Source organism: Paraburkholderia largidicola (assembly GCF_013426895.1).
GTDB lineage: Bacteria > Pseudomonadota > Gammaproteobacteria > Burkholderiales > Burkholderiaceae > Paraburkholderia > Paraburkholderia largidicola.
On sequence record NZ_AP023176.1, the window covers coordinates 501,604 to 521,091 of the forward strand.

Sequence of the window (19,488 nt, forward strand, 5' to 3'; positions counted from 1 at the left end):
GCCCGGAGCGGCGCGTGAAGCCGTCAGCACGCGCATGCATGTCGCGCGATACGAAGCGGTCGGAACCCGCCAACGCACGCTGCCCGCTATCGACGCTCGCGCACCGCGATGACCCGGTTCTGCGCAACCGCATAGATGGCGGCATCGTCGGCGGACGGGTTGACGACGAAACCGCCCGTGAACGCGCCGAACGCGGGCAGCACGCCGCATCGCGCGGCAAAGCGGAAGCAGGGCACGCGCACGGAATCCGCGCGGCTCGCGATCACGTAGACAGGATGCTCATGTCCCGCGAGCACATACGCGCCGTCGACCACCTGCGGGTAATGACACAACGCCCACCGTCCATGCCGCCACGGTTCGAGCACCGTCTCGACACCGAGCGACGGCGGCAGCATGCCGGCACTGCGATCGTGATTCCCTTCGACCATGACCATGCGCACCGCCGCATGCCGCGCGCGCCATTCGCCGAGCGCCTGCATCGTCGCGCTGCCGAGCGATTCGCGCCCATGCAGCAGATCGCCGAGAAACACGATCGACTCGGGCCTGTGCGCAGCGATCAGCGCATCGAGCCGCGCGAGATCGTCGGTCGTCGCGCCGGCCGGCACGGGCACGCCATGCGCGCGAAACACGGCATCCTTGCCGAAGTGCGCATCGGCGATGAAGAGGCTCTTCAGTTGCGGATCGAACGCGGCGCGCTGCGCGGACAATTGCAGCGGATAACCCCCCACATCGACGGTCATGGTTTCGAACGTCATCCGCGCGCTGCCTTGTCGAGTTCGGCCAGCATCCGCTCGATGCGGTCCGCGAGCTTTTCGGTGCTGACCTTTTCGCGGATGCGCCCGACGATCAGCGGAAACGCGAACGGCGTCGGCTTCTTCGGGTGCGTCAGCGCAAGGCGGCTCGCGCGCATCGCATCGAGCGCGCGCCGGATGCGGTCGAGATCGAGTTCCTGCAACTTCACCTCCGCATCGGCCTGCGTCAGCAGCAGATTGTCGTTGTCGTGCTTGCGAAACACCTCATAGAAAAGGCCGCTCGACGCCTGCAACTGCCGCGCGCTCTTCTGCTGTCCCGGATGCGCCTGATAGACGAGACCCGCGACACGCGCGATCTCGCGAAAGCGGCGCATCGCGAGTTCGGAGGCGTTGAGGCTGTCCATGATGTCGTCGGCAAGACGCGTGGACGAAAACAGACCTTCGGCGATCAGCGTCGCCCAGTCGAACGCCTGCGACGACAACAGTTCGAAGCCATAGTCGTTCGCGGAGATCGAGAAGGTGCCCGGCCGGTCGCGCGCCGCGCGCCAGCCGAGCAGCGACGCCAGGCCGATATGCGCGACGCGCCCCGCAAACGGATAGCAGAAGAAGTGATGGCCTTCGCGCGTCCGCAGTATTTCGGCGACCAGCAGTCCCGTTTCCGGCAACGCGGACCAGTTGGCCTGCAACTCCAGCAAAGGCCGGATCGCGATCATCTCCGGCTCGACGTACTCGCCGCGTTCAGCCTCGGCGAGCATCGCCAGCGTCGCGTCGGCCAGCTCGGAGGAGAGCGGCATCTTGCTGCCCGCCCACTGCGGCATCGCGCCTCGCGACGACGTTGCTCGCCGCACATAGGCCGTCATATCGCGCACGCGCACGAGTTCAAGCGCGCGGCCACCGAACGTGAACACGTCGCCGGGTTTGAGTCGCGAGATGAACGATTCTTCCATCGAGCCGATCCGTCCGCCCGTGAGCCATGCGACATGCAGCGTCGCGTTGGCGACGATGGTGCCGACGTTGCTGCGGTGGCGGCGGATCAGATCGTCGCGCAGCACGCAATACACCCCGTCATCGTCGCGCACGACGCGGTGAAAGTCGGGATACGCGTGCAGCGACGGCCCGCCGCGCTCGACGAACGCAAGCGTCCAGTCGAATTCCTGCTGCGTCAGCTCGCGATACGCGAACGTCGTGCGAACCTCGTCGAACAGTTCGGGCGCCTTGAAACCGCCGCCGATCGCGACCGTGACGAGATGCTGGACCAGCACGTCGAACGGCTTGCGCGGCGTCTCACGGCCTTCGATGCGGCGCGCTTCGACGGCGCGCCGCGCTGCCGCCGCTTCGACGAGTTCGAGTGCGTGCGTCGGCACGATCGTAATGCGCGACGCGCGGCCCGGTGCGTGTCCCGAGCGCCCCGCGCGCTGCATCAGCCGCGCGACGCCTTTCGGCGAGCCGATCTGGAACACGCGCTCGACGGGCAAAAAGTCGACGCCGAGATCGAGGCTCGATGTGCAGACAACGGCCTTCAGCTTGCCCGTCTTGAGGCCGTCCTCGACCCATTCGCGCACTTCCTGTGCGAGCGAGCCGTGATGAAGCGCGATCACTCCCGCCCAGTCGGGGCGTAGCGCCAGCAGCGCCTGATACCAGATCTCGGCCTGCGAGCGCGTATTCGTGAAGACGAGCGACGTGCGCGCTTCGTCGATGCCCTCGGCGACGGGCCCCACCTGACGCGTGCCGAGATGGCCACCCCACGGAAAGCGTTCGATCGTCGCGGGAATCAGCGTGTCGATGATGAGCGTCTTCGGCTGCATGCCGCTCACCGATACACGCGGCGTGCGAACGGGCGCGAGCAGCACGTCGGCGGCGAACGGAAGATTGCCGAGCGTCGCCGACAGTCCCCATACCTGCAGGTCCGCGCGCCAGCGCGCGAGATGCGCGATGGCAAGCTGGGTCTGCGTGCCGCGCTTGTTGCCGAGCAGCTCGTGCCATTCGTCGACGACGACGAGACGCACATGCTTCAGCTCTTCGCGGGCATCGCTGCGCGTCAGCATCAGCGACAGGCTTTCGGGCGTCGTGACGAGCGCGCTCGGCATGCGGCGGCTCTGGCGGGCGCGTTCCGTCGAACTGGTGTCGCCCGTGCGCAGGCCGATCGTCCACGGCACGCCGAGTTCGCGCGCGGCGCTTTGCAATGCGCGGGCGGTATCGGCGGCGAGCGCGCGCATCGGCGTGATCCACAGCACCGTCAGCGGGTCCGCGAGCGCGCGCGGCGGATGATCGCCGAATGCGGCCATCGCGCCGAACCAGACGGCCCATGTCTTGCCCGCGCCCGTCGTGGCGTGCAGCAGCCCGCTGGAACCTGCCGTGATGGCGCGCCAGACTTCACGCTGGAAATCGAATGGCTGCCACTCGCGCTCAGAGAACCACTGCTGGACGCGCGTATCGAACGCGGTTTTTGCCTTGTCGGGGTCGGGCGCGTAGGCGGCCGGTGTGAACGCGTCCGGCGCCGGCGCGGCGCGCGTTTTCGGAATGCGGCGCGGGCGAGGCGCACGGCGTCGCGCTGCCGGGTTGGTTGTGTCGTCGATGCCGGATGCATCGGCGGGATCGCGATCAGGATCTGACGCAGGATCAGAGGCCGCGTCGGCTGCGGACTGCGTGGCGTTGCGCTCGGGATCGATCGGATCGGTCATGGGGTGACATAAATCGCGGGCACGGTATGCCTCACACAGCATGGCGCATGCCCACGTTGGCATCGGTAACGAAGCGCTGCCCGACGATCATGATGCAGCCTTATTTTCAGCGTAAAATGCGTCTGCCGCCGCCATGTACCGGCGTAGTGCCCTTACGTCAGCGATGCATGTCGATCTTAATACGCTTTATCTCCTTCTGATCGGGACTCTCCTCGCCAGCGCGTTGATGACGCTCTGGGAGCGACGCGTTCACCCGAAGCGCAGCCGGGAACTGGGAATACTGGCAGCGGGATTCGCCACGCTGGCCATCGGCTGCGCGGCGGCTTCCTGGCGTCGCGAGCTTCCCGGCGCGCTCGGCTCGGCGCTGAGCAATCTCGTCATCGTCAGCGGTTATCTGCTGGTTCTGCATGGCGTGGCCGCGCTGAACGGTCGCAAGCATGTGCGCCTTTCGCTCGCCGTGCTCGTGTTGCTTGCGCTTGCGTGGATCATTGCCGGCACGAAATGGCAGGACGTGATGTGGATGTATCCGAGCGCGATACCGATCTCGGTCGCGTCCGGCATGACGGCGTTCGAACTGGCGCGCGGCGACGGCAGGAAGCGCTTGCAGGGGCAACAGATCGCCATGCTGGTGGCGGGCGCGCATGCCGTCCTGTACGCATTCAGGGCGCTGATTCTGCCCTGGCTCGTCGCGAGGTTCGGCTTCGACTTCCTGATGACCGCGAGCAAGGTCACGATGTACGAGGGCGTGCTGTATTCCGTCGTTCTTCCCATGACCTTGCTGCGGTTGGTGCGCGACGAATCGCACGGGCAACTGCTGCAGCAATCGCAGACGGATTTTCTGACGGGCCTCGGTAATCGTCGATGGTTCTTCGAGCAGGGCACACGCATGATCCGTGATGGCGGCGCGACGCGGCCCGTTTCGCTGCTCGCCATCGACCTCGACCACTTCAAGAAGATCAACGATCGCTACGGCCACGAGACGGGCGACCGCGTGCTGACATCGTTCGCCGACATTGCCCGCAGCGTGCTGGGCGCAGACGTGCTGCTGGCGCGCATCGGCGGCGAGGAGTTCGCGGCCCTGCTGCCCGATCACGATCTGTCCCGTGCGAAAGACGCAGGCGAAGCGCTCGTCGAATCGTTCGGCGAGACCACCACGCTCAATGCCGGCGGCGCGGGCATCCAGGCCACCGTCAGCATCGGCGCGGCGCAAGCCGGCAGCGATGGGGCCACGCTGGACGATTTGCTGGCCGCCGCCGACCGGGCGTTGTATCGCGCAAAATCGCTGGGCGGCAACCGGCTCGAAGAGGCGCGCGCCGACGCGCGCCCGGCAGCGGCGTGACGTGCTGCGATGAGCCACTGAGCCGACGCTAATCGTTCGGCGAAAAGGAGATGGCGGCGCGCGGCGATGAGTATCGTCAGCTGGTCCGCAACCTCGGCGAAGTCTCGCAAGAGGTTGCGGCGTGACGTGACCTATATGGGCGTTAGTGCACGAGCCAGAGTGCCGCAGCGTAGATCACGAGCGACACGGCAAACGTAACCGCCGTATAGCCCATCACACGCTGAATGCGGATGCCGGCAATCGCGACGATCGGCACGGCCCAGAACGGCTGCAGCATGTTCGATACGTTCTCGGCCATCGCCACACCCATCGCGGTGCGCGGCACCGACGCGTGCAGGCTGATCGCCGCGGGCAGCACGAACGGACCTTGTACGGCCCAGTGACCGCCCGCGCTCGGCACCAGCAACGTGATGATCAGCGAGCTGAGATAACTCCAGATCGGCAGCGTGGCGGGCGTCGCGATCGTCACGAAGGCCTTGGCGATCATCGACGCGAGACCCGTGCCCTTCATGATGCCCATGATGCCGCCATAGACGGGGTATTGCAGCAGCATCGAGCCCGTCTGGCGTGCGGCGCGGCGGATCGCGTTCGCATACGCGATGGGCGTGCGCTGCAGCGCGAGGCCGATGAGCAGGAAGATCAGGATCGTGGTGTTGATGTCGAGATCGAACTTGTTCTCGTGCCATTCCATCGCGAGGTAGCCGACGCCGAGCACGAGCAGGAGCAGCGTGCCGAGCATCGACTGTTCGAGGCGCGATGCGAAGGTCGCCGTGCCGTCGCTGCTGCGTGCGTGCGGGTCGGCGCTGGATGCTTCGTCGCTCGCATCGCCCGAATCACTGAACGCAACGACGTTCTCCGATTTCGGATGCATCTTGATGAAGATCGCCGTCATCACGACAACGACCAGCAGCGTCGGGATGAACACGAACGGCGCGAAGATCGTCTCGGCGAGCGGCACCACATGGCCCGTTGCCTTCTCGACGAGATTGAGCGCGTTGCCATGCGAAGCCTGCGACAGCGCGATCGAACTGGACAGCCCGCTATTGCAGATCGACCACGCCGAATAGCTGCCGGCGACGAGCCACGCGAAATCGACATGGACGCGCCGGGCGATTTCACGCGACAGCAGCGCGCCGACAATCAGGCCGAGTCCCCAGTTGAGCCACGCGGCAATCGCGACGACCGGGAACACCAGCAGCGCCGCGCGCGCGGGCGTTTGCGCGTGAGCCGCGAGCGCGCGCAAGCCGCGCTGGACGATGGGCGCTTCGGCGATCGCGTAACCCGTCGCGAGAATCAGGATCATCTGCAGCGCGAACGCCAGAATGCCGAAGGTGCCCGTGTACCACGCGTCGAGCAGTGTCGGCACGTTGCCCGTCGGCGCGATCAGCAGCGCGAGGACGGCCACGACGAACGTCAGGCAGATGGACAGCACGAACGGGTCAGGCATGACCCGCTCGAAAACATAGACCAGGCCTTCGACGATGCCGCGCGGCGCGGCAGGCTGGAAGGCGGCGGTGGGGGAGGTGTCTCGCTTCATGGTTCTCGCTCGGTGTGGCGTCGGTCCGCCTGTGGGCGGCGCGGACGGAATCGACACGCGGCGGGTCCGTGCGTGACGCATGCACCGCCGGCAAGCTTGACGTCATCTGAGTGTCAGATGATGGTTGAGGCAGGAATTCCGGGGTGAGGCTCGGGCCTGGACGCGACAGATAGGCGGCGCGTCCGTGCTTTGTGTGCGATTCGTCTTGTGTCGTCGTCCATGTTCGCTAATCGAACATGGTTTCGTTAAACGAACGCTTCATTATTCGTCTTATGCGCGTTGGATGTCAAGACAACGCGGCGTTCGTTTGACGTGCAACGCGCCGATTTGATGGCGCGTGCTTTCGTATCGCTTGCGGGCAGACATTCGCGTCAAACGATTGTCAGCCAGGGCCCGCGAGAACGTCTCGAATCACATCACGCGGGAGCCAACGCGCGCTCGACGCGGAACACCGACACCGTGCTCTTCAGCGCAACCGTCTGTTCTTCGAGCGCGAGCGCAGCCGCCGAAGCCTGCTCGACGAGCGCGGCGTTCTGTTGCGTGACCTGATCCATTTGCGTGATCGCGCGGTTCACCTGCTCGATGCCTTCCGATTGCTCTTCCGATGCCGCCGCGATCTCGCCCATCAGATCGCTGACCCGGTTTACGGAGGTCAGGATGTCGGCCATCACCTGGCTGGCCTTGTCGACCTGTTGCGCTCCCGCTTCGACTCGGCCGAGCGAATCGGTGATGCGCTCCTTGATCTCCTTCGCGGCGCTGGCGCTGCGTTGCGCGAGCGAGCGCACTTCGCTCGCCACCACCGCGAAGCCGCGGCCTTCGTCGCCGGCGCGGGCGGCTTCCACGGCAGCATTCAGCGAAAGAATATTGGTCTGAAACGCGATACCTTCGATCACGTTCGTAATGTCGGCGATCCGGCCCGACAGATCGGACAGCCCTTGCATCGTCGCCACGACTTCCTGCGCGGCGCGGTTGCCTTGCTCGGTGATCATCGCCGTGCTCATCACGAGTTGCGTGGCCTGCTTCGCGTTGTCGGCGTTCTGGCGCACCGTGCTCGTCAACTGCTCCATCGACGATGCCGTCTCCTGCAACGCCGCCGCCTGTTCCTCGGTGCGCTGCGACAGATCGGTGTTGCCGCTTGCCATCTGATGCACGCCCGTCGCGATCGTGTCGGTGCCGCCGTACACGGCGTGCACGATCCCGGCGAGGCTGCGCTTCATTTCCTTCATCGAGTCGAACAACTGGCCGATCTCGTTCGACGACTCGTGACGGATCTGCACGGTGAGGTCGCCCCGCGCCACGTGCTGGAGGACGCTCATCGCTTCCTTGAGCGGCAGCACGACGGTGTGTTCGAGCGTGTAGTAAACGAGCAGAATCAACGCGCACGACAACACGAGCAGGCCGATCGCGACGCCCATCAATAGCGATTTGGCGTGTGCCTTCTCGTCCTTCAGTTGCGCCGTTTCATCCTCGGCTACCTTGAAGAACGCATCCGCCGACTTGCCGAATGCCGCGCTCGTCTGCGTCATTGGCCCTTCGTTCGTTGCAGCATACGCGGCGACATTGCCGGAACCGATGGCCGTGAACAGCAGATCGATTGCGTTGGCGTGCGCCGTGAACGTGTCGGCCACGCGTTTTGCCGCGTCCTGTTGGGCGGCTGTTTCCTCCGTGATGTTCTCGAATGCGCCAAACGACTTCTTCGCGAGGTCGTAATAAGTTCGTGCTGCGGCGACAGCGGCGTCCTTGTCAGCGGGATTCGTGGACAGCGCGATAAAAGCCCGGCTCAACGCACTGCGGGCCTTCAGGTTGTTGATGTAGACGTCCTTGAGATCGACCGTTTCGGCGTTGAGCGTGCTGATCCGCTCCGATAAGCCGTTGTTCTTCGTGAGCGAATAGATCCCGAGCAACGCGGTGACCAGAACCAGCATGCCAAACAGCGAGAGAACCGCGATAAAGCCCGTCCGCACGGGCAGATTCTTCAATTTCATAGTTTTCGTTTTCACAGTGAGCCACGATGTTGTCCCCCCGCAGCCGAGCGCGAGAGCAAAGGCCGCAGGACGTTGCTGCGGCCTTGTTAACGGTCACATGAACGAGAACTTGACGGTTGCGGACGTTGGAAAGCGTGTTTGCGAGCGTGCGGACGTTTGTGAATCAAATGTGACGGGCGGTATTTACGCCTGCATCGGCGTGGCCGATCCGGTTGAGCACGAACTCGCGGCGCAACTCGAATCCCAGCCGTTCATACAGGCTGATCGCCGTCGTGTTGTGACTGAACACGTGCAGAAAGGGTGTCGCGCCGCGCTGCGTGATTTCCTTGCGCAAGATGTTGATCAGCCTGCCTGCGAGACCTTTGCCGCGCCAGTCGTCATCCACGCAGACGGCGCTGATTTCGACGTACCCGTCGAGGCACAGCCGTTCGCCCGCCATCGCAACCAGCCGCCCCTGATCGCGCACGCCGATGTAATTGCCCATCTCGTGCGTGCGCGTGCTGAACGGACCCGGTTTGGTTTTTTGCGCAAGGGCGAGCATCTCTTTCGCGTCGGCGTTGCCGAGGCGGAGCACGTCCAGATTTTCCTGGCTTCCTGTTTCGTCACGCGTCGAAACCATCTGATGCAGCGTGCCGACATGATCGACCTGAAGCGTGTCGATTCCAGCGAGCGGCTCAAGCGACAGCAGCGCGACCTGTTCATGCGGCTGCAACAGACGGTGCAGCGCCTCGTATGCAGCGGGTGTGTCCGATCCCAATGCCGCGAACGGCGCCACGTCGGGGTGATAGCGGCGCGCGAGCGCATCGCCGGGTCCGAGATGCGCCTGGCGCGTCGTGAGCGCCGTCCAGATCGGGCGGTCGAGGTTGGCCTGTGTCGAACGATGCGCCGTGCTGCTCATGGTTACTCCAGCTGCGAAGATTGATCGGATGTCGCCCAGGGGCGGACCGGATCAATGTAATCAGAAAACCGGGTTCGAGCCATTGCCGTAAATGACATATTTGGCGTCATTCACGCCAGGTGCGACTCACGCGCCGGGCCGGGACCCGATCAACAGAATATCCACGAGCCTTCTCGCGCTTTGCTGCCAGTCCGGCGCCGATGCGACGTTCGACACCCCGACCAGCGCGCGAAACAGGTCCAGCGGGTCGAGATCGGCACGGATGTCGCCGCTCTCGATCGCGCGCGTGACGAGCGAATGGATCGCGTCCACGATCTGCGCACCCGACGATTCGAACACTTTCGACGGCCCGCCCACCAGCGAATTCAGCGCGGGCGCGATGATCTTCTTCGTTGCGATGTAGTCGACGAACAGCAGCATCCACGCTTTCAACGCGTCGATGGGCGGCATGGTCTCGCTCAGCCTGCGCTCTTCTTTTGCGAGCTTCTCGACTTCGGCGCGGTAGACGCTTTCCAGCAGCGCGTCGCGAGTCGGGAAGTGCCGGTACAGCGTGCCGGGCCCGACGCCCGCCTGCCGGGCGACCTCTTCGAGACTGATATCGGCGCCCGCGCGCGTGAACGCCTTCTTCGCTTCTTCGAGAATGCGCTCGCGATTGCGCAGCGCATCGGCTCGGGGCTTCTTTTCTTTTGGCGTCGAATGATTCATTTAACCCTTCGTTTTACCTTTTCGTGCTTGCAAACGGAGACAGTCTCCGTTTAGGATGTGAAAACGGAGAGGGACTCCGTTTTATCCCTCGTGACGCAAAACGTCAACCTTACGGCAAACAGAGAGGTGGAAATGGCTGAAAAATTCGGTGCGACATCGACGACAGACGACGTGCTTTCCGGCATCGATCTACGCGGCAAGCGGATTCTCGTCACGGGCGTGTCGGCGGGACTCGGCGTGGAGACGGCGCGCTCGCTGGCCGCGCGCGGCGCGGCCGTGGTCGGCGCTGCGCGAGACCTCGACAAGGCGGCGCGCGCAGTCGCCGCAGCGCGACGCGACGCGGCGAAGGGCGAAGGCAGCATCGATCTGGTCTCGCTCGATCTCGCGAGTCTCCAGAGCGTGCGCGCGTGCGCCGACACGTTGCTGGACGAAGGCAAACCGTTCGACGTGATCATCGCGAATGCAGGAGTAATGGCGACGCCCTTCGGCAAAACAGCGGATGGCTTCGAAACGCAGTTCGGCACGAACCATATCGGCCACTTCGTGCTGGTGAATCGTCTTGCGACGCTTGTGCGATCGGGCGGGCGCGTGGTCGGCCTGGCATCGTCCGGGCACCGTTTCGCGAACGTCGATCTCGACGATCCGAACTTCGAACGCACGCCCTACGATCCCTTCGTTGCCTACGGACGCGCGAAGACGGCGAACATCCTGTTCGCGGTCGCCTTCGACCAGCGCCATCGCGCGCGCGGCGTGCGTGCGGCAGCGGTCCATCCGGGCGGCATTCAGACGGAACTCGCCCGTCATATGGACGAAGGGCAAATGTCCGGGCTGCTCGACACAATCAACCGTCAGCTTGCGTCCGAAGGAAAGGCGCCGTTCCAGTTCAAGACCGTTCCGCAGGGCGCCGCGACTTCGGTGTGGGCGGCCGTGGTCGCATCGGCGGAAGAAGTGGGCGGCCGATACTGCGAGAACTGCCACGTGAGCGAAGTCGTCGCCGACGACGTCGTCATTACGCCCGTCAGCGAAGGCGTGCGCCAGTACGCGCTCGACACTGCCAATGCCGAGGCGTTGTGGCGCAAGACGGAAGAAATGGTCGGCGAAACGTTCTGACGCTTTAGCGCTTTGAGCGCCGCACGGACCGCGCCGCAACGCCGTTCGTTTGCGGGCGCAACCAGTTCGAATCGCACTGCGCCTGTCGCAGTCGCGCTGGCAGACGGGCGCGCCTACCGCTCTTCGCTTGCCATCGACATGCCGGCTCTCGCAGCCGGCATGTCGCATCTGGGCGTCAAGCGGTAGCCGCGTCCCGGTATGTTCTGAATCAGGCGACGGTCTTCACCCAACGCCTTGCGTAGCGCGCAAACGTGCACGCGTATGTTCGATTCCTCGACGACGGTATCGGGCCACACCTTACGAAGAATATCTTCGAGCGACACGACCTGGCCGTGAGCCGCCATCAGCACCGTAAGAATATCGAATGCGCGGCTGCCCAACGGGATGGCTGTCCCACGTACCTGGATTTCCCGGGTCGACAGATTGACGTCGATGCTACTGGCCTTCATGTTCGTAACTCACGAGTAGACAACTGCATCTCGAATGATCCGCATCTGTTCTGAAAGCGCGAGGGTCGCAAAGGCGAACGGTCTGTCGGCGGGACGGATGCGGCACCTGGAATGATGAAACCGCAAGTGGTCCGGCGAGTCGATAGCACGTACGTATCGACGCCTATACTTTGGTATTAGCCCACGAGCCTTCGTTTGTCGGCGCTACGGTCAAGGTCTATATTGCACTTGCCACTTTACGTGGATCGCCCCGTTCAACGGCAGCTACATCATTCTTTCATCATGCGAGTGCGACAATGAAGATCCTGATGGTCTTGACGTCCCATGATCAACTCGGCAACACCGGGAAGAAGACAGGTTTCTGGTTAGAGGAATTCGCTGCTCCGTATTTCACGTTTCTCGATGCTGGCGTGACGATAACCGTCAGCTCACCTAAAGGTGGGCAGCCACCGCTCGATCCGAAGAGCGATACGCCCGAAGGCAAGACAGAGCTGACAGAGCGTTTCAAAAACGATCCCGCCGCGCAAAAGGTCCTCGCCAACACCGTGAAGCTCAGCACGGTCAAGGCAGACGACTACGACGCGGTGTTCTATCCGGGCGGACACGGCCCGATGTGGGATCTGGCGGAAGACCCGCTATCCATTGCGCTGATCGAGAACTTCTACAACGCCGGCAAGCCCGTCGCGCTCGTGTGTCATGCGCCCGGCGTGCTACGGCATGTGAAGGTCAACGGCGAACCGCTCGTCAAGGGCAAGCGCGTGACAGGGTTCACGAATTCGGAAGAAGAAGCCGTGCAACTCACGAAGGTCGTGCCGTTCCTTGTCGAAGACGAACTGAAGCGGCTGGGCGGACTGTTCGAGAAGGTGGGTGACTGGCAGAGCTTTTCGATTGTCGACGGCCGTCTCGTCACGGGGCAGAACCCCGCTTCGTCGACGGCCGGTGCGCGCGATCTGCTCAAGGTGCTCGATCAGCTGCATTCGAAATAACGAGCGTGTCGCGCATTGCACCTGGCCGCCCCGAACGAAGGGACGCTTCAGCCTGAAGCACGGAGATTGATATGACCAACGCCAGTTCGCATCAGCAGTTCCGCATTGAACGTCGCAGCCAGGCTTACTGGCGTGTGATCATCGACAACCCGCCTTTCAATATCTTCGGGCCGGAGTCGATCCCGCAGTTGAATGCCGTCGTGACGGCGCTCGAAACCGATCCCGACGTCAAGGTGGTCGTTTTCGAAAGTGCGGTGCCGGAATTTTTCCTCACGCATTACGACTTCGTTCCGCCGTTGCAGGAGACCACCAGCATGCCGCCGGGGCCGACGGGCATGCCGCCGTTGCCGGACATGCTGTCGCGGCTGGGACGCGCGCCCGTCGTGTCGATCGCGTCGATCAGAGGCCGCGCGACGGGTGTCGGCAGTGAACTGGCGCTGGCCAGCGACATGCGCTTTGCAAGCCGCGAAAAGGCGCTGCTTTCGCAATGGGAAGTCGGTGCCGCGCTGGTGCCGGGCGGCGGGCCGATGACTCGCCTGTCGCGTATGATCGGGCGCGGGCGCGCGCTGGAAGTGCTGTTGAGCGGCAATGATATCGACGGCGAACTGGCGGAGCGCTACGGCTACGTGAACCGCGCATTCGCGGACAGCGAACTCGACACGTTCGTGGACGGCCTCGCATCGAGAATCGCGTCGTTCGACAGAGAGGCGCTCGTTGCGATCAAGCATCAGGTGAATGCCGTGACCTTGCCGCCCGACAAGGACGTCGCGCCCGAATGGGACGCTTTCATCGCATCGGTTGGCCGTCCGCAGGCGCAGGAACGGATCGCGCAGCTGATGCAGCTCGGGCTGCAGAAGAACCACGATGTGGAAGCGCGGCTCGGCTATTACACGGGCACGCTGGGGCGGTAGCCGCGCAAGAAAGCCCGTTCCTCCGGCGACGGTTGCGCGCGCCCGTTGTGGCCGCAACCGTTGCTTCCGGCAACGCGGCCCTTCGGGGCGCGATCGCATTCTTGCATGTTAGGCTATTCCCGATTCGTTACGTGAGGCGAAACCGGGAGCTTCGGCATGGACTTCACAGGGTTTCAGCTGGAGCTGCTCCACGACGACGGCGATCTGTCGTTGTGCCGCGCGTCACGGCCCGACACCCCTGTCTCGCTGCTCGCGCTGATCGCAACGCGCCCGGCATCGCAGTGCGTCAAGCGTCTCGAACACGAATACGAGCTGGCCTCGCTGCTCGATACGCGCTGGGCCGCGCAGCCGGTCGCGCTCGATCTCGGCAAAGTGCCGCCGATGCTGCTTCTCGATGACGACGGTGGCGATCCGCTCGTGCGCCTGCTCGTCCAGCCGCTCGATCTCGCGCGATGCCTGCGCATCGCCGTCAATCTGGCGCATGCCATCGGCCAGGTGCATGGCCGCGGCCTCATACACAAGGACATCAAGCCTGCGAACGTGCTGGTCGACGGCGACGACGGCGTTCGGCTCACTGGCTTCGGTATAGCGTCGCAACTGCTGCTCGAGCATCAGCCGCCGGCGCCGCCCGAGATCATCGCCGGCACGTTCGCGTACATGGCGCCGGAGCAGACGGGCCGCATGAACCGCTCGATCGACGCACGCAGCGACCTGTACTCGCTCGGCGTCACGCTCTACGAAATGCTCACGGGCGCATTGCCTTTCGCGGCTGCCGATGCGATGGAATGGATTCATTGCCATATCGCGCGCAGGCCCGTGCCGCCGGAAGAGCGCGTCGGCGACCTGCCGGTGCCCGTCGCGCAGATCGTGCTCAAGCTGCTCGCGAAGACAGCGGAAAACCGCTATCAAACGGCGGCTGGCGTCGAGGCAGATCTGCGCGCGTGCCTCGCTGCCTATGAGACGGACACCGCGATTACGCCGTTCGCGCTCGGCACGCGCGACGCGTCCGACAGGCTGCTGATCCCTGAAAAGCTGTACGGGCGCGAAGCGCAGATCGACGAGATCGTGGCGGCGTTCAACGGTATCGTGGCGGGCGGCCCGAGCGGGCTGGTGCTGATCTCGGGCTATTCCGGCATCGGCAAGTCGTCGGTCGTCAATGAGTTGCACAAGGTGCTGGTGCCGCCGCGCGGCCTGTTCGCGTCGGGCAAGTTCGATCAGTACAAACGGGATATTCCGTATGTGCCGCTCGCGCAGGCCTTCCAGTCGCTGGTGCGCGATCTGCTGAGCAAGAGCGATGCGGAGATCGAACCATGGCGGCGCGCGCTGCTGCATGCGCTCGCGCCGAACGGCCAGGTGATCGTCAATCTGATTCCTGAGCTTGCGCTCATCATCGGCGAGCAGCCGCCCGTTCCGGCGCTGCCGCCGCAAGAGACACAGAACCGTTTTCAGATCGTGTTTCGCAGCTTCCTCGGTGTGTTCGCGCGGCACGAGCACCCGCTTGCGCTCTTTATCGACGATCTGCAATGGCTCGATACTGCGACGCTCGATCTGCTCGAGCATCTCGTCACGCACCCGGATGTAAAGCACGTGCTGCTGGTTGGCGCCTATCGCGACAACGAAGTCGACGAGGCGCATCCGCTTGCGCGCACGCTTGGCGCGATCGCCCGCGCTGGCGGCAACGTGCATCGGATCGAGCTGGCGCCGCTTGCGCCCGACAGCGTCGCGCAACTCGTCGCCGATGCGTTGCATTGCCCGATTGCGATGGCGGCCCCGCTCGCGCAACTGGTGCACGAGAAGACGGGCGGCAATCCGTTCTTTGCGATCCAGTTCCTGATCACACTCACGGACGAATCGCTGCTTGCCTTCGATCACGACGCTTCGCGATGGACCTGGGATCTGCCGCGCATCCGCGCGAAAGGCTTCACCGAGAACGTCGCCGACCTGATGGCGGCCAAGCTGACGCGTCTGCCCGATGCGACGCGCGAAGCATTGGGGCAGCTTGCCAGCCTCGGCAATGCCGCTGACTTCGCGACGCTGACGCTCGTGCATGGTGAACCCGAAGCGTCGATTCACGCCAAGCTGTGGCTGGCCGTGCGCGCCGGGTTCGTCTTTCGTCTTGAAGGGACTTATGTGTTCGCACACGACCGCGTGCAGGAGGCGGCGTACGCGCTCATTCCTGTAGAGAAGCGTGCGGCGACGCATCTGAGGATCGGCCGGGCGCTCGCGTCGCGAACAGCGCCCGAAGCACTCGAAGAGTCGATCTTCGATATCGTCAATCAGCTCAATCGCGGCGCTGCGTTGATCGAAACGGGCGAAGAGCGCGAGCGCACCGTTGCGCTGAATCTGATTGCGGGCCGGCGTGCGATGCGATCGACCGCGTATGCCGCGGCGCGACGTTATCTGGCGCAAGGCGTCGCGCTGCTCTCGCAGGATGCGTGGGCGCAGCGCTACGAAAGCACGTTCGATTTATACCTTGCGTACTCCGAATGCGAATACCTCGCCGGCGATTTCACCGATGCCGATGCGCTGTTCGACATGCTGCTGGAGCGCGCGCGCTCGAATCTGGACCGCGCGAAGGTGTTCGCGTTGCGCATGTCGCTCTACCAGGTGGCCGGGCGATTCGACGAGAGTTTCGATGCTGCGCGGCTTGCGCTGCGGGATTTCGGCGTGCAGCTTCCGGACGCCGAGCACGATATCGCGCCCGCCGTCGCCGCCGTGTTGCAGCAGATTCCGTCGTATCTCGCGGGACGAGCCATCAGCGAACTCGTCGATGCGCCCGTCGCGCAAGACCCCGCCATACGCGCGGTGGTCGATCTTCTCGTCGAAGCGATGCCGTGCGCCTTTATCGCGCGGCCTGCGTACTATCCGCTCATCACGCTCAAGGCCGTCATCCTGTCGCTGAAGCACGGCAATACCGACAACTCGAGTTTTGCCTATGGCAATTACTCGCTGATGCTGGTGTCGAGCATCGGCGACATTCCCTCCGCCGTGCAGTTTTCCGAGATGTCGCTGCGCCTGAACGAGAAGTTCGACAACCGGCGCTTCTACGGAAAACTGTTGCACCTGCATGGCAACCACATCAATTTCTGGCGGAGGCATATCGTGACCGATCTGCCGATCCTGGAGCGCGCGAGCGTCGCGTGCCTCGAAACAGGCGACCTCTTGTTCGCCGGATACCTTGCCTTCACCACCGTGTGGCAAACCATCGAAAAAGGCGCCGTGCTCGACGAGGTTCAGCCGCTATCGGAGAAGCACGCCGCGTTCGCGCGGCAAAGTCACAACGATGCCGTGCTCGAAACGATCCGGCTCGAACAGCAATTCGTCGCCAGCCTGCGGGGCGTCACGACGGATCCGCTCAAGCTGGGCGATGCGACGTTCGACGACGCAGCCTGTTTCCGCGCGATCGAGAAAGCGAATTTCGGCTGCGGGATCGTCTTCTATCACATCATGAAGCTGATCCTCGCGTTTCACGACGGCCGGTACGACGACGCGTCGAAGGCAGCGAGCGATGCGGCGCCGATGCTGGGCGCGGCGATGGCACTGCCTATCGAGCCGACGTTTTACTTCTTCGACGCGCTGACGCTGGCGGCCCGTTACGCCGCTGCCAGCGTGGAAGAGCGACAGGCATGGCGCAACCGGCTCGCGGAAACACTGGCGAAGTTCGAAACATGGAGCAAGCACTGTCCCGAGAATTTTCGTCACCGTCATGCGTTGCTCGCTGCGGAAATCGCACGCATCGAAGGCCGCGATTCCGATGCGACGCATTTCTATGAGGAAGCGGTACGCGCGGCGCGGGAACATGGCTTTATCCAGTATCAGGCGCTCGCGCATGAACTGGCCGCGCAGTTTCACGCGGCGCGCGGCCTCGAAACCATCGCCGACACCTATCTCTTCAATGCGCGTGCCTGCTACGAACGCTGGGGCGCCAAGGGCAAGGTTCATCAACTGGCACGAACGTACGCGCAGTTGCGGCATGATCCGGCGAGTCTCGAAGGCACGATCGCGACGTCGAACGAACAACTCGATCTCGCGACCGTGGTCAACGTGTCGCGTGCGATCTTCAGCGGCATCGACCTGAACGAACTGATCAATACGCTGATGGTGCTCGCGCTCGAGCACGCGGGTGCGAATCGCGGTTTGCTGATCTTCAAGCGCGGCAACGATCTGCGAATCGAAGCGGAAGCGTTGACGGTGCATGACGGCGTAGACGTGCGCCTGCCGAAAATCCGCGCAACGAACAGTGAGCTTCCCGAATCGGTGCTGCGCTACGTGATCCGCACGGGCGACAGCGTGCTGCTCGACGATGCGTCGGCGCGCGGTCCGTTTTCGTCGGACGAGTACGTGCGGCGTCACGACTGCCGCTCGATTCTGTGCCTGCCGCTCGTCAAGCAGACGAGGCTGATCGGCGTGCTGTACCTCGAAAACAACCTGACGTCCGACGCATTTACCCCCGCGCGGACGGCGGTGCTGCGACTGCTCGCGTCGCAGGCCGCGCTGTCGCTCGAAACGGCGCGCCTCTATGCCGATCTGCAGGATGCGGAAACGTTGCTGGCCGACGCGCAGCAACTGAGCCAGACGGGCAGCTTCGACTGGCATGTGTCGAGCGGCGAGTTGATCTGGTCGAAAGAGAGCTTCCGGATCTTCGGCTTCGATGCGGGCGTCGAGCCGACTGTCGACATGATGTTCGGCCGCGTGCATCCCGACGACATCACGTTCGTGCGTCTCGCGTTCGACCGCTCGACGCACGACCGTCAACCGTTCGACGTCGAACACCGGTTGCTGATGCCCGACGGGTCGATCCGGTATCTGCAGGTGGTGGCGCGCGTCGTGGTCGATGGAGAGAACCGCTTGCGCGTGCTCGGCGCGCTCAAGGACATCACGGTGCGCAAGCAGGCGCACGCCGCGCTCGAACGCAGCGAACATCGCTATCGCAGCCTGTTCTTCGATATGCCCGTGGGTCTCTGGCAGATCGAGGCGCAGCCCTTGATGGCGTTACTCACGGAATTGCGCGCGCAAGGCGTCGACGATCTGTCCGCGTATATCGACGACCATCCCGGCTGGCTGGACCGTGCGATGGAAATGCTGATCGTCGAAGAGGTCAATCATCACGCGGCGCAGATGTTCGGCGCGAAGGACAGGCGCGCGTTGCTCGGTCCGCTGCCGTGGGTCTGGCGCGAAAGCCCAGGGACGTTTCGGCGGGCGCTCGAAAGCCGCTATGGCGGCAACGCGATTTTTCAGGAAACGACCAAACTGCCCACGCTGGACGGACGGATTATCGACGTTCTCTTTACGATCGCGCGTCCGAGTTCGGCCGAAGACCTGGGCATCGCGCTCATCAGTCTCGTCGATCTGACCGAGCGCGTGCGCGCGCAGGACATGTTGCAACGCCTCCAGGCCGACTTCGCGCACGCCGCGCGCATTTCGATGCTCGGCGAACTGACGGCTTCCGTCGCTCACGAACTGAACCAGCCGCTGTCCGCTATCGCGATGAACAGCGCGATCGGCAACCGCTGGCTCGATCGTGCCGTGCCGGACGTCGCCGAGGCGCGGCAGATCAACGTGCGCATCGGCGCCGATGCGCGGCGCGCGGTGGATATCGTCGATCGGATTCGGGGCATGGCGCTTCGGCGCGGCCCGAAGCGCGCGGTCGCGCAACTCGATGAACTGATCGACGAAGCCCTCGTTTTTCTGCAGCATGAAGTGCAGTCGCGCGGCGTCATCGTGCTGCGTCAGCGTGCCGCCGTGCTGCCGATGGTGTTCGCCGACCGTATTCAGTTGCAGCAGGTGATCGTCAATCTGCTCGTCAATGCGATGCAGGCGATGGAGCAGGCAGGCAGCTCCGAGCGCAAGATCACGATCCGCACGGAGACGCGCGAGGACGCGACCGTCTACTGCGCGACGGAAGACAGCGGACCCGGCATCGCGCCCGAAGACCTCAACCGGCTGTTCCAGAGCTTTTACACGACCAAGGAGAACGGCATGGGAATGGGCTTGCCCATTTGCCGCACGATCATCGAAGCGCACGGCGGGCGTATCGCCGCCGATAACGTCTCGATGCACGGCGGCGCGCGCTTCCATTTCACGCTTCCATCCGGCGATTCCACTGGCTGAACACGGATCGTGCCAGGCCGTTAC

Annotated in this window: 12 protein-coding genes; 5 read left to right on the top strand and 7 right to left on the bottom strand. The window is 63.9% G+C overall.

Annotation, left to right across the window (positions count from 1 at the left end; translation table 11 throughout):
* Window positions 1-86: 86 nt before the first annotated feature.
* Both pdeM and PPGU16_RS30955 read right to left on the bottom strand, forming a co-directional pair.
* Window positions 87-755, bottom strand: a complete 669-nt coding sequence (gene pdeM / locus PPGU16_RS30950; protein WP_180726534.1) for a ligase-associated DNA damage response endonuclease PdeM — start codon at window positions 753-755, stop codon at window positions 87-89.
* Window positions 752-3,433 carry a ligase-associated DNA damage response DEXH box helicase gene (locus PPGU16_RS30955; RefSeq protein ID WP_180726535.1) on the bottom strand — a complete coding sequence of 894 codons (2,682 nt, stop codon included), beginning with the start codon at window positions 3,431-3,433 and terminating at the stop codon, window positions 752-754. Before PPGU16_RS30955 ends, pdeM begins: the two co-directional genes overlap by 4 nt.
* A gap of 163 nt (window positions 3,434-3,596) precedes the next feature.
* Here PPGU16_RS30955 and PPGU16_RS30960 point away from each other — a divergent pair, with 163 nt between their 5' ends.
* Window positions 3,597-4,772: a GGDEF domain-containing protein gene (locus PPGU16_RS30960; RefSeq protein WP_180726536.1), complete on the top strand. Its 1,176-nt coding sequence runs from the start codon at window positions 3,597-3,599 to the stop codon at window positions 4,770-4,772.
* Window positions 4,773-4,914: 142 nt separating this feature from the next.
* Here the strand turns inward: PPGU16_RS30960 and PPGU16_RS30965 are convergent, their stop codons facing one another.
* From PPGU16_RS30965 to PPGU16_RS30980, 4 genes are all read right to left on the bottom strand, one after another.
* Window positions 4,915-6,309, bottom strand: a complete 1,395-nt coding sequence (locus tag PPGU16_RS30965) for a TIGR00366 family protein (protein ID WP_180726537.1) — start codon at window positions 6,307-6,309, stop codon at window positions 4,915-4,917.
* 416 nt (window positions 6,310-6,725) lie between these two features.
* Complete coding sequence (locus tag PPGU16_RS30970; RefSeq protein WP_180726538.1) at window positions 6,726-8,294, bottom strand: methyl-accepting chemotaxis protein; 1,569 nt, start codon at window positions 8,292-8,294, stop codon at window positions 6,726-6,728.
* A 163-nt stretch (window positions 8,295-8,457) separates the two neighbouring features.
* Window positions 8,458-9,192 (bottom strand): GNAT family N-acetyltransferase, encoded by a 735-nt coding sequence (locus PPGU16_RS30975; RefSeq protein WP_180726539.1) that lies wholly within the window; start codon window positions 9,190-9,192, stop codon window positions 8,458-8,460.
* Between the two features lie 126 nt (window positions 9,193-9,318).
* On the bottom strand, window positions 9,319-9,897 hold the full coding sequence (locus tag PPGU16_RS30980) for a TetR/AcrR family transcriptional regulator (RefSeq protein WP_180726540.1): 579 nt from the start codon (window positions 9,895-9,897) through the stop codon (window positions 9,319-9,321).
* Between the two features lie 132 nt (window positions 9,898-10,029).
* Here PPGU16_RS30980 and PPGU16_RS30985 point away from each other — a divergent pair, with 132 nt between their 5' ends.
* Complete coding sequence (locus PPGU16_RS30985; protein ID WP_180726541.1) at window positions 10,030-11,007, top strand: SDR family NAD(P)-dependent oxidoreductase; 978 nt, start codon at window positions 10,030-10,032, stop codon at window positions 11,005-11,007.
* 113 nt (window positions 11,008-11,120) lie between these two features.
* Here the strand turns inward: PPGU16_RS30985 and PPGU16_RS30990 are convergent, their stop codons facing one another.
* Window positions 11,121-11,456 carry a winged helix-turn-helix domain-containing protein gene (locus PPGU16_RS30990; protein WP_180726542.1) on the bottom strand — a complete coding sequence of 112 codons (336 nt, stop codon included), beginning with the start codon at window positions 11,454-11,456 and terminating at the stop codon, window positions 11,121-11,123.
* A gap of 296 nt (window positions 11,457-11,752) precedes the next feature.
* Between PPGU16_RS30990 and PPGU16_RS30995 the strand changes: the two genes are divergently transcribed.
* From PPGU16_RS30995 to PPGU16_RS31005, 3 genes are all read left to right on the top strand, one after another.
* Window positions 11,753-12,442 carry a type 1 glutamine amidotransferase domain-containing protein gene (locus tag PPGU16_RS30995; RefSeq protein ID WP_180726543.1) on the top strand — a complete coding sequence of 230 codons (690 nt, stop codon included), beginning with the start codon at window positions 11,753-11,755 and terminating at the stop codon, window positions 12,440-12,442.
* A gap of 71 nt (window positions 12,443-12,513) precedes the next feature.
* Window positions 12,514-13,353 (top strand): enoyl-CoA hydratase/isomerase family protein, encoded by an 840-nt coding sequence (locus PPGU16_RS31000; protein ID WP_180726544.1) that lies wholly within the window; start codon window positions 12,514-12,516, stop codon window positions 13,351-13,353.
* Window positions 13,354-13,509: 156 nt separating this feature from the next.
* Window positions 13,510-19,464: a trifunctional serine/threonine-protein kinase/ATP-binding protein/sensor histidine kinase gene (locus PPGU16_RS31005; protein WP_180726545.1), complete on the top strand. Its 5,955-nt coding sequence runs from the start codon at window positions 13,510-13,512 to the stop codon at window positions 19,462-19,464.
* The last annotated feature ends 24 nt before the right edge of the window (window positions 19,465-19,488 follow it).